We start from the raw sequence: 12,033 nt of genomic DNA, 5'->3' as shown, positions 1-12,033 counted from the left end.
GGCGAAATAACAAGGCCGATAGTGGATGATTAGGCTCCAAGCTGAAAGTAAACCACCTCCGCAGCCATTTATTGGTGTGGTCTACAGAGGATTATGTCTTTTTAGAGGGGAAAATCCCTAGAACCCCTTGATAAAACCGTATTCTGATTCAACACCCGTACTTTCCAACAGATCAATAGCAACATTCGTTGAGATATGCCGTCCATTCTTGTTGGTGGTGCGAATTTTTAACGCGGCAATAATCTCGCAATACTTCTCCATCTCAGATATAGGAATGACTCTCGATTTGCCTGAATCCGTGCGCTTTAGTGGTTTGGGCTTGTTTACAGAACGTAGTTGTCGATAAAGAGTGCTTTCGGAAACACCATATAAATCACATGCTGATTTAACAATGTTTTTGCGTTCATCGGAGCGCGCAGGGAATAGCTCCATCCGTGAAGACAGATCTAAAAGTACCTCTGGCGCAATCCGTTTGGCTTTCATGGCACAGTTACAGAACCTCTTCTTCAAGTTTTGCCTTGCGGCGTTTGCTAACTTTGGAAATAGTGTGCCTAGAGCAACCTATCGTCCTTTCAATGAAGTTATAACTACGTCCATCATTGAGAAGTTGTAATATCCTGCTATGCAAGTCTTTGTCTTCGCGACGGCCTTTATACTTCCCCTCTATTTTGGCCTTGGCGACCCCCTGCGCTTGCATCCTTCGTCGCTCTTCGTAATTTTTTCTGGCAAAGGCAGCAAGGAAATCAAGCATCATTGAGTTAATTGAAGAGAGAATGCGTTCAGTGAATTCATCGGCGTTGCGCATCAATGCGAAACTGGACGGCAAATCAAGTGAAACAATACGAATATTCTTATCGTTAATCAGCCGCTTCAACTTTTCCCAATCTTCACTTTTGAGTCGGCTTAGCCTGTCTATTTGCTCAACTAATAAAACGTCACCAGGCATGGCGATATCCAGTAACCTAAAAAGTTCAGGCCGATGTAATTTTGCGCCGGATTCATTTTCAATAAACCAGTGAGCAACGCCGAACCCTAATTGTTCGGTAAATTTTTCTAATTCAGCTTTAGCTCTGGTTGCATCTTGCTCTTCGGTTGATGCTCTCAGGTACCCATAAACTCGAAACATAGATTTCAGTGCGTTTTACAATGGTGTCTTAATGTGAGTGCATTATAGGTTTATTTTTTGAATTAATGCACTAAATAATTACAAGTGCGTTAAGGGTATACTTTAATTGCACCAGATATTTTTGATTCCTCAGCAGTTTCCAAATAAATAATGGTATGCAAGTAGCCCCAAGCCAATGGGATACTACTACCTGGTGAGCATGTCTTTGTTAATTCAAGTAGATGAGGAAGTCATAAAGGAGTTTTTAATACAGTGGCAACAAGCAGTCGAACCTGATTAGCATCAGTAATGAGATTAAATCCTCAGTAAATACGAGCAGAATCGGAAGAATACAGTGGGTTCTTAGGGTCCGAAACCTCAACTAAAATCGAGCAAAAAAATGACCTCTGCTGAAAGAAGGGTTCTAGCGGATAATATCAAAAATATACGGTACTTAAGAAGCATGAACTGACCTCAATGTCACCCATACGAGCCAATATACTGGACTAATGAAAGGTGTTTCTCAATATTGAGAGCGCAATGAAGAAACTCTTGCGCTAGATGTGTCTTCTGCGCTCCCAAAGTACGGTTTACTTAGCTTAGGCAGCCATCTTACGGCATTCATCAGCACAAGATTTGCAAGCACGAGCACATTCTTGACAATGATCCGGTTCGTGTTTAGCACAAAGCTCACCGCAAGCTTCACATATGTCAGCACAGAGACGGCAGATTTGCTTGGCATGCTCACTTCCTCTCGCCATTGCTGCCGCAGCTAGCCGACAGATATCAGCACAGTCTAAGTCTGCACGTATGCAATCTGCCATTTTCGCAGGATCAGGCTCCTGCAAACAGGCAGTTGAACAATGGTCGCAGGCAGTTGCACATTTGTAGCAAGCTTCAATACAACTAGTAAATTTATTATGAGACATAAATTATTTCCTCTTGTTTATGGTTTATACACCTAACTTCGGAACTTTGTAGGCAAGCAGCATTTATGCCAGTCGCTTGTTATCGTGCGTATGAAATTCTAATACTCCCCTCGCACCAAGCTGCCGGCAGCTTAAATTGAAGCATCTCTGCGCTCTTAGGATCTGGAGGTACTTAAAAGATTTGTAATAATTCCTTATTATCCTGAATTAATTACAAAGAAAATATAGGAGAGTGAAAGCAGACTTTATCTTCCTCAGCAATATCGTGAACTATCACGTCCTAACGCGGTGCTTGGGATAGCGGGTTGCGCTTTGTGCGGACAGAGTAAATAGCTTCCTGCTCAGTGTTAGGTTCAGCGGCTATCTCTTCTGTTTCATTAAACAGCTCCCCCAGCCCTGGTTACATTGGCTTTGTTGCTTTTCCCATCCTGCTTCTGCTGCACCAGGCGAAACTGTTCCTCCAAAAATTGCGGTTCTCCAGTTGCTCAAAACTGTTCCTCAAGTTCAGCGATGCAGCAATTGCTTCGTTAATTGCACTAAATACCAAATGTGATTAGAAATCTTACCAGATTCAGTAAACCCGAATTCAGATAATAAGTGCACCACTCATGGTTAAACGGTGAGAAGAGATCAACTGCATGTTGGTGGTACTCTGTAATCGCCAAAAAACATGAGTAGTTACCATGAGATACAAGCAGTTGATCGAGGGACAACGATATCAGATCGAGGCCTACTTACGCGAGGGTTTCAGCTACCGGGAGATTGGGAAGCGGTTGAACGTTTGTCACAGCACCATCAGTCGAGAAGTCCGGCGTAACAGCATTCGTGATAATCACTATCTGCCTGAAGTCGCTCACGCTAAGACAGTTAAACGACGATGTCAGGCAGCGAAATCTAGTGTACCAGCGCTGACTATCACGTTCGTCGAGTTCGGATTGAGCCAGAAATGGAGTCCTGAGCAAATTGCTGGCGTAGGTAAAATAATAGGGCATAGCGTCAGCCACGAATGGATTTACGGTTTCGTGCAGCGCGATAAACTCAGTGGCGGCAAGCTGCACAAGCAGTTGCGACATAGTCGTCGCAAGTACCGAAAAGGCAGCCGCGCGAAGCGCGTAATTATTCCGAACCGAGTTGGCATTGAGCGTCGTCCGGCTATTGTTGATAAGAAAAAGCGGTTTGGTGACTGGGAAGCCGACACCGTATTAGGCAAAAACGGTACAGGTGCCATCGTCAGTCTGGTTGAGCGTAAAAGTAAACTGTATCTGATACGAAAAGTGCCAGCGAAAAGCGCCGCTGATGTAAGTCGAGCTATGATTGGCATGCTATGGCGCTATCGCGGCCATGTTAGAACGATTACCGCCGATAACGGGGCAGAGTTCTGCGCTCATGAGCTGGTAGCGGAAAAGCTGAAAACAGATATCTACTTTGCCAATCCGTACTCCTCATGGGAACGAGGATTGAACGAAAACTTTAACGGACTGCTGAGGCAGTACATCCGAAAAGGGACAGACCTGCGAACGGTGACGGACAAACAGATTGCTGCTGTTGAGCGAGCACTAAATGCGAGACCAAGGAAATGCCTTGGGTTTAAACAGCCATCGGTCGTGTTCAACACATTACGAAGAGCAGCTTAATTTAGCGAGTGGTGCACTTCGGGGTTGAATCCGCGAATACACAAAGGTTTCAGCCCATAGTCAGCCTGCTCCGCAAAACTAGCCGCAAACTAGGGAAACTGCGAATAAGTCCCGCAGTTTAACGCTTAGTTAAGCCGCAGCATCACCTGCCTAATTTTTAAACTCTAATTTTGCAATTTAGGCCAATATGCCGTTGTTTTAGGCAGGATTTTGGCCTTATTCCGGGCTATTCCCGGATTTTAGACAGATCTTGGCTGTCGTCGTAACATCTGGTCTACTTTAAACAGGTTCGCCAAGGTGAATAGCATGGCTAACTGTGAGTCATTTTTTATCAATCCCTTATAGCGAGCTTTGATAAAACCAAATTGGCATTTGATGATGCGAAACGGGTGTTCCACCTTCGCCCGAATGCTGGCTTTTAAATATTCGATGTTGATGGCAGTTTTGTTTTTGCGGGGATGCTTTTTCAGTGCCCGAACTTTTCCGGGACGCTCAGCAATCAACTATTCCACATCCTTTTCTTTAAGTTCTTCACGCTTCTCTGCGCCTTGATATCCAGCATCGCCAGAGATGAATTCCTCATCGCCATGCAACAGGTTCTTCATCTGATTCAGGTCATGTTCGTTGGCGGCGGTGGTCACCAGCGTATGAGTCAGACCGCTCTTGGCATCCACACCGATATGGGCTTTCATACCGAAGTGCCACTCATTACCTTTCTTGGTCTGATGCATATCCGGGTCACGTTCATTCTTTTTGTTTTTAGTGGAGCTGGGGGCTTCAATAATCGTGGCATCCACCAGTGTGCCCTGCGTCATCATCACACCGCAGTCAGACAGCCATTGATTGACCGTTTTGAATAATTGGCGAGTCAGCTTGTGTTTTTCCAGCAAGTGCCGGAAGTTCATAATGGTTGTGCGGTCAGGAATGGCTTTATCCAGTGATAGTTGCGCAAATTGACGCATCGAAGCAATTTCATATAACGCATCTTCCATCGCTTCATCACCGAGGCTATACCATTGCTGCATACAATGAATGCGAAACATGGTCTCAAGCGCATACGGACGTCTGCCATTGCCTGCTTTAGGATAAAAGGGTTCAATCACTTCCAGCAGTTGAGACCACGGCAGCAGGTTATCCATTCTGGATAAGAAAATCTCTTTTCTCGTCTGGCGACGTTTGCTGGAAAACTCACTATCGGCAAAAGTTAACTGTTGGCTCATGGGCGGTAATGGCTGTGATTTACTATGCAGCTATGATCTCACATTCAGGACTTATTCGCATCTTCCCTAGCTGAACATCTCAGTACGCCTCTTCAGGTAGAACAACATCTAACATTAGCCCTAGAAGAAGCTTACAAAGTCGGTATAAAACCTATCAATGTTGACCTTTTGGAGGAAACACTGTCTAGCCGCATATATGAAATTGAACCGACACTTATCAGGCATGGTTACAATGAGCGCGTCATTGCTGAACAATTCCGCTATCGCCCATCCGAAATAAGAAAATTATTCTCTGGAGGGCTAGAACCAAATAGAGCGAAAGAAATGACAGCTGAAATGCGTGAAGCAGGACTGCCAATTTAGAGTCGATTAAAGTGGGCCCAAGCCGATGAAATCAGTCCCAGTGTTAATCAATGTGGTTCCATTCTTAATTAAAGTGAGCCAGCCTCATAGGGTAGAATCAATGATTGTGGGTCAGAACATGCTGATAAAATCGGGTCAGGCAAAATAAGATGTCAGGCCGCTACAGCTATTCTTAGCAAAGGGTGTTTCTGTAATTCAAGATACATCGTATGAGGCAGCTAGGATTGAGTTCGAAAAGCTATATCCTAAGTATAATCCGGGAAAAGGAATAGAAACATACTTTTCCAAAAACTGGGCGCTACTTGGCAGTAACTTTTAATAATGCACAGCGGTCGTTCGCGTGGACCGGCATAACACTGCGCACCTTTGCCGACCTCAGTTTTCGGCGTTAGTCTTCTCGGAGTTTTATGAGTATCCCATTAGTTTACATCGATCAAAATATTATAGGTCTACAGTTGCAAGGGCATATTAACCTCAGCAAAAGAGATGACGTCATATGGGTCTATTCGAAGGAACACTTTACAGAAATCAAGCGAGCTTCCGAGCCGGAAAAATATTTAGACGTATTAAACAACATTGACGCAACAATGCTAGATCTCATATTTGATGAAAATTGGAAAATTACTGGTGAAGCAAGACTGGTCAATGACCTTACTCCATTTGAGAACTATCAGAACTATATTGAAGCAATAGCCGACGTAGAATTCGACGAGACCATATTTGACCCATTTCAAGTGTGGGTTAACGGCGGTGGAGATGAGGGACCGTTAAAAGAACTCTCAGAAAATTTAGCGGATCAAGTTTTACGACTAACATCTGATTTACCATTTGACAGAACAGAAATGGCTAACAAAGTTGCCACTATCAAACCTGTAATTGATTCGATGGTTGACGAATTGATTTCAAATGGAAACGACATTAAAAAAACTAGAGCTGCGTTTGGTGATGAAAAAGGAACTATTGGCGGTGTTTCTGGGGAAAATCAGGTTGCCCAAATTTGGGACATAATATCACCATCAATGGAAAGTTCTGGTGTTAGCTGCGATCAGTTTTTTGGGTTTGATCCCGTTGATAAGCAGGGCTATGAGTTATGGCCGCTGTACCTTGGCATAATTGGGTGCAATGCAGTTATGGATATATTGGGTTTTCAAGCAGAAAAAAAATGCAGGAAAATAAATAAAATTCAGAATGTTAGAAGTGATGCTAGTCATATAGGTATGGGAGCATACTGCTCTGCAATCTTGTCAGAGGATAAAAGATTAGTTAAAAGAGCAAAAGCCATCTATGAATACAAAAACATAGATACTTCACCGATATTGATAGAGAAAACGGCTACCAAGTCAAACCAACAGACCGATAACGCTTCGGCTGATTGAAGCTCGAAGCTGAAGGTCCGTTACTTGTCTAATGCCGACTGTCAGAGCAAGTCGAGACCTTTAAATCAAAGTGTCGGGTTAGATATGAGTCACTACACCTTATTTGTAGTAGCCGGTTTTGCCTGTCGCCAATTTATATTTTTTCTTCTTAAGTTACACCTCAAGAAAAAGTATTGGTCAGAGTAAGGTAATAACATTAAGAATGTAAGGCCTCGAACAAAATGGATGTAGTATGGCCATCTCCTTCGAGCCTTCTAAAGCTTATTTAACCCGTTTCACTGCTTTTTTAAACTTCTCTAGTATCAAAAACAAAGTGTTCTTTATAGGCGTTTGAATATTCAATTACTAAATCATATTCATCAAATGCCGCCTCAAGCTCCTGTTTGAGATTTTTACTTCCTTGCCCCACATCTAGAGAAAATAAAGTAAGTTTCTCGTTTACCGCCAAAGATGCTCCTTTAGCAAGCCAGTGCGTCGAACTATGAAGAATGTTCACTTTAGAGCGTCCCGCTACTAGTTGAGGGACATCGGTATCCTTATCGACTTTCTTCCCGTTATGGAGAACCGTAAATGAATTGATAAAGGCCGGCCCAATTCCATTATTAGCTATATTAAATTGAAGCGAGATCACACCATTATTCACACTTGTACGAGTATGCTCAGACAGATGTGGCGTTACTGAAACACGATTATGCTTTCGCTGTGCCCACATTTGCCATGAGCTCATTACAACCGCAGTCGTGGCAACGACCAAGCTCCAATTTACGAAATTTATAACCTTTACTACATTCTCAAACATAAACTAACCTAGAAACTGAAATATTGATGTCACTGCAGAACAGAGCGCCGCAAAGGCAGAAATGCCCGATATCCATAAAGCTTTAGTAGCAACATTAACCGACTTTTCAGCCAGCCTCCTATTAAGTTCAGCTTGGCACCCTTCAAAGGCCATTGACCCTGGCATAGCGCCACCGCCAATCGTTCTTACAAGCTGTTCATCTGAAGCATTTCTATAATCCATTTTGAACGTAACTCCTGTCTAATTTATTGATTGTCTGTTCACAGCTAAAAAGCATTATTATGCGTTGTGTCCACGGAAGTGAGGAGAAATATCAGAACGCCTAACATCGATATGAGTTAACCCGAACTGCTGGTGGACTAACTCTTTTACAGTTTCTATCATCCAATCATCTGCTTCAGGGGAAACATACACACAAGTAATGAGATATTCAGGCTTAAAAGGTACATCAACCCCCCTGCCCTCTTGGCCTTTGAGGTCAAATACCGCTCTGAATTCTTTCTCATACGCGAAAGCACTCGACTTTCTCATAAGAAACTGGAAGTAATATGGCGCCGATAGGTTTCTTACTCCCATAGGAATTACTAAAGGGTTGGGTTTGGTTCTCTCAACTGGAGAGCCGTCGAAGGGATTAACATAGTTTACAGCCCCAATAATTCCAATGGAGTCAGTCTTGTAATCAAGTTCACCTTCAATGGTTCTAGCTAACCTCATCCATTCAGTTTGCACGGCAACAGAAAAGCCTTGTCCCCCATAAAGGCGCCACATTGCGAGACTTTCTGAAGAAGCGGAATGCCAGCAACTAACATATGTATTACTGAATGCACTTATGAGGTTTTCAATTGCATCCTTCCGAACGTCAGGATTAATCTTCCAGTGAGTAAAATCGAGGGTTCCCTCGAGCTTGTCCTCGAATGATGAAACATGAGACACCCAGAGCTTTTGAGTCTGGAGCATTCTAACTAACTGGGCAAAGGGCATATATCGCCATAGTGTTTCTTTTGGTTCTTCCATAAACAGAATTTCCTATTAATTTAATGCGGCCGGCTCTGCGTCAACTATGAATATAAAGCAAGGGTTATTGGGAATATACTTTTAAGACCCAATTTAGTAACTAAATCGCCCATATGCGTTCTTTTTCCAAACCTGCTACAGAGCCTTTCGAAGTTAGGCGCCACTTGTAGATGCAATATGACGTTCTTCAGGACTAAAGTGATCTTTTACAGGAGCTGGTGACTTTCTGCAGGACTAAAGTGACCTTTTACAGGAGCAGGTGAATTTCTGCAGGACTAAAGTGACCTTTTACAGGAGCAGGTGAATTTCTGCAGGACTAAAGTGATCTTTTACAGGAGCTGGTGACTTTCTGCAGGATTAAAGTGAGTTTTTATAGGAGCAGGTGACGTTCTACAGGATTATAGTGACCATTTATCGGAGAAAGGTGACGCTCTACAGGATTATAGTGACCTTTTACAGGAACAAGGTGACGCTCTACAGGAATAAAGTGAAGTTTTATAAGAATTAAGGTCAGCAATATTGATACTAAAATAGTGCATATGTCACAAAGCATTGTTTAACTTTCCATAAATAATTGGTCTTGCTCTTGGATGGTAGAATAGCTAATAGGAAAGTTCCCTATGAGAGGTGGAAACCTTAAACAGTAGAGTTTAGTAAGGGACCGAGCTAGCAATTGAAAAGGTAATGTTTGTAGTTTAAATAAGTGATGACGACAGAAGTATGTGAGCCTACTAACCTAACTGGAATATCTAACATCAGAATATCAGCGATATAAATAATTTTCCGCATTAAGTTTATTATCAACTCGAAGAGCTAAACAAACTATTAAATGAAAGAGTTTTATAAAGACTAAATACTTGGATCGAATCTCATAAATTATTATGATCTTTAGCACGTCTTTGAGAAACTAGAATTCTAGTCCTATCGGCTAGTTATTAATCTCGTACGGTTGCAACCCAAGTTTGATTCTTATGCCTTAAAACTTGGTTACTTTGCGGTTAAAGACAGATTCAACAAAACTTTTCCAATTATCCTAAAATCTAGCAATAAAGGGGTCTACACACCATATTTTCACATTAGTTCACCGGGGAACTAATGTGAAAAACTTTTTTTTTAGCATGAATATTAAATCACCTCTTATCTAACTATAAGAGATCTCCACGAAATCTAGGTAAGCCGTACAGGCTTAACTAAAAAATCTCCAGAGCGCTATTTGGCTAATGCTTGAACAACTGTTTTTACTATAGACTCTACTTCGGCGGGGTTTTTATAGTCCACCTTGGACCAATCTATTCCAATATCTAACTTGGTTACATCTTCTTTTAGAAGCCTTTCTACCGCTGTGGCTTGATTCACTTCGATACGGGGTAGCTTAATAAAACTTTTTTTCCTACCAACTTTTGGTTTGGGCGTATCAAATTTTTTGAACTTACCTGACTCCTTTAACTCTCGTAAATAGGTAATCACTGCATCCCTACCATGCTTCTCTGCAGCCTTTATCTCTGCATAAATAGCTTTGAGGGATACAACAATATTGTCTTTAGCTAAGGGCATTACATCGTCAATAAACTCATAAATTTTTTCATAGCGATAATAACTAGTCTTTCCTAAACCAAGGTAAGATTGAATTACACTTGCTCTTCCCTCTTTAACAACACCGCCTTCAAGCGCCTCAATTTCAAGAACCGCATTCGAGTAACTTTCGAGAGCATCTGGTAAAGCTAAATCGTTTCTCGAAAAGTTTTCAATATGGCGAAGGACGTTAAGATTTTTTGGCTTCTCTGCATAAATTTTAACTTTTACTTTTATTAATCCACCATATAAAAACCTAATTGCATAATAACGTCTGTGCCCAGATACAATCGGATAGTCGGCCATATTTTTTCGCCAAACTGTAATTGGATGAACAAGCTCACTATGCTTGAGAGTCTCGGCAAGTCCTCTAATCTCCTCTATCTCACGTTGCACGCTATTATACCGAGGGTTACTTTTCTCTAGCCTATTTTCTAGGAGACCTTTTTCGCATACAACGCAGTTGGTGAGTAATTTGGTATCTGAAGAATCAATGCCTCTTACAAACTTTACGGGAAGATATCTAGGGTTATCTGGTTGAGGTTGAATGTAGTCAACAAGCACTCTATCAATTTCGGATGAAGTTTTAAAAAGAGGGTCGTCGTGAACGTCACTTTCTTTTGATTTATCTCTTTGCTTTAGATCATCAAGCATTTGCTGCGACTTCTTTGAAACCCCTGCCCCTGATTCGAATTTAGAAATCAAATCCTCTTGTGATGTTTTACGCACTGTTCTTCTCGATCTTGGCTTTCTATCACTCACGATTCACTTCCCCATAAGCTAGTTGTGACCAATTCATAAAGCTTTTGCATTTCATCAATTGCATGATGGTTATGAACATAATTAAAATGAGACTCATCTACTGAAGGCCTTTCCATAACCCTATAGCAGTTTCTTTGCTGCAACCAAAAGCGACTCATATAAATTCCCGTCGGCCCGTCTTTATCGTAAAGTTTTGCTAGAGCAACTTCATCTTTTTGTGTCAGTCGCGATTTACTGGGAACTTTGTTCGGTATAACTCCAATAACTTGCAATGGATTCCCAGCCCTTCCCTCGTTGATACGGTCTATACGATTCAGTAGCATAGGGACTCCATCTATCGAATCATATTCAGGCTCAGTTGGTATTATTACATGTGTAGCTGCGCCCAGCATACCAGCCGATACAGGTGATTTACTCGGGGGATTATCAACGATGACGATATCGTAATCGTTTGCGATATCCTCTATCGAAAACCACTCTCTCATATGAGTAGTGATTGTAGATACTAATCTATCGGATTCTGAAGTAAGCGCCAATACACGGTCTACATTCCCTTCCGAAGGCAACACACTTATATTCTCAAAAGCAGTCGGATATTCATAAACTGGCGAGTCAAAAAGAATGTCAGTACTCGTATTTCTCCCACTCCAATCTGGATCGTTGATTTCTTCCACATCTGGATGTAGGGGTGCTGCATATTCATCGTCACCAGGTATTGCATCCATTTTTAGAAATGCTTTGGATGAATCCTGTTGAGAATCGTAGTCTAGAACAAGAACTCGTCGTTTTTTACCCTTTCCATCAGGACCACCAGTAGCAAGAAGATATGCAATTGTTGAAGCAAGAAATGTTTTACCCACACCTCCTTTGCGATGGTAGCTCGACAAAACTTTTAATCCGTTATAAACCTCTAACTCTCCCATTGGAACTCACCACTTTAATTGACTGACGAATAGGAGTTTTATGTTGTCATGCAAAGCGGCTAATGTCTCGGATCGAATGTTTAAAATGTTTTCTAAGTGATACGCGTTGTGAGAGTCTAAGAAGCTTTACCGGCATGCGATTGAAATTTAATAAACTAACTGGATATATGCAATATCTAGCTGAAAACCAAATGAATATGTAAGAATGCAAATGTAAGTTCACCGGTGAACTGGGCAAGAATTCAGCAATCTGCTAACTACAGTAGTCAACTAATAAAATATGGTTCTTACACAAATCTGCCCCCTGAAAAACCTAACAATGTAGGTAGTCTCAGC

At 41.9% G+C, this 12,033-nt stretch carries 10 protein-coding genes and 1 pseudogene; 2 read left to right on the top strand and 9 right to left on the bottom strand.

From position 1 onward, the window contains the following. Positions 1-117 precede the first annotated feature (117 nt). The 3 genes from GTH32_RS12780 to GTH32_RS12770 form a co-directional block, all read right to left on the bottom strand. The gene (locus GTH32_RS12780; RefSeq protein WP_049587411.1) at positions 118-483 is read right to left on the bottom strand and encodes a hypothetical protein; all 366 of its coding nucleotides are present in this window, start codon (positions 481-483) and stop codon (positions 118-120) included. A gap of 7 nt (positions 484-490) precedes the next feature. Further along, positions 491-1,126, bottom strand: coding sequence for a recombinase family protein (locus GTH32_RS12775; RefSeq protein ID WP_004587123.1), 636 nt, complete (start codon positions 1,124-1,126; stop codon positions 491-493). Between the two features lie 578 nt (positions 1,127-1,704). Continuing rightward, the gene (locus tag GTH32_RS12770) at positions 1,705-2,034 is read right to left on the bottom strand and encodes a four-helix bundle copper-binding protein (RefSeq protein WP_004587124.1); all 330 of its coding nucleotides are present in this window, start codon (positions 2,032-2,034) and stop codon (positions 1,705-1,707) included. A gap of 683 nt (positions 2,035-2,717) precedes the next feature. On the opposite strand from GTH32_RS12770, the gene GTH32_RS12765 reads away from it, so the two are divergent. Continuing rightward, a complete protein-coding gene (locus GTH32_RS12765) occupies positions 2,718-3,668 on the top strand; it encodes an IS30 family transposase (RefSeq protein WP_004587125.1) in 951 nt (316 codons plus the stop codon). A 239-nt stretch (positions 3,669-3,907) separates the two neighbouring features. Here GTH32_RS12765 and GTH32_RS12760 read toward each other — a convergent pair. Continuing rightward, positions 3,908-4,888: pseudogene (locus GTH32_RS12760) on the bottom strand (IS5 family transposase). Positions 4,889-5,658: 770 nt separating this feature from the next. Between GTH32_RS12760 and GTH32_RS12755 the strand changes: the two are divergent. Beyond that, complete coding sequence (locus tag GTH32_RS12755) at positions 5,659-6,627, top strand: hypothetical protein (RefSeq protein WP_049587414.1); 969 nt, start codon at positions 5,659-5,661, stop codon at positions 6,625-6,627. Positions 6,628-6,913: 286 nt separating this feature from the next. On the opposite strand, the gene GTH32_RS12750 is transcribed toward GTH32_RS12755, so the two are convergent. From GTH32_RS12750 to GTH32_RS12730, 5 genes are all read right to left on the bottom strand, one after another. After that, positions 6,914-7,426, bottom strand: a complete 513-nt coding sequence (locus tag GTH32_RS12750) for a hypothetical protein (protein ID WP_049587415.1) — start codon at positions 7,424-7,426, stop codon at positions 6,914-6,916. Between the two features lie 3 nt (positions 7,427-7,429). Continuing rightward, complete coding sequence (locus tag GTH32_RS12745; protein ID WP_049587417.1) at positions 7,430-7,648, bottom strand: hypothetical protein; 219 nt, start codon at positions 7,646-7,648, stop codon at positions 7,430-7,432. 57 nt (positions 7,649-7,705) lie between these two features. Next, on the bottom strand, positions 7,706-8,440 hold the full coding sequence (locus GTH32_RS12740) for a DUF2971 domain-containing protein (protein WP_049587418.1): 735 nt from the start codon (positions 8,438-8,440) through the stop codon (positions 7,706-7,708). 1,209 nt (positions 8,441-9,649) lie between these two features. Continuing rightward, entirely contained in the window at positions 9,650-10,774 is a 1,125-nt protein-coding gene (locus GTH32_RS12735; protein WP_152910883.1) for a ParB N-terminal domain-containing protein, read from the bottom strand. After that, a complete protein-coding gene (locus GTH32_RS12730; RefSeq protein WP_039227487.1) occupies positions 10,771-11,697 on the bottom strand; it encodes a ParA family protein in 927 nt (308 codons plus the stop codon). The genes GTH32_RS12735 and GTH32_RS12730 overlap by 4 nt, the downstream gene beginning before the upstream one ends. Positions 11,698-12,033: the final 336 nt, after the last annotated feature.

This window comes from Alteromonas profundi, assembly GCF_010500865.1.
In the GTDB taxonomy this organism is placed as follows: Bacteria; Pseudomonadota; Gammaproteobacteria; order Enterobacterales; family Alteromonadaceae; genus Alteromonas; species Alteromonas profundi.
The sequence above is the reverse complement of the archived record's forward strand: the minus strand, read 5'-3'. Positions and strand labels throughout refer to the sequence as shown.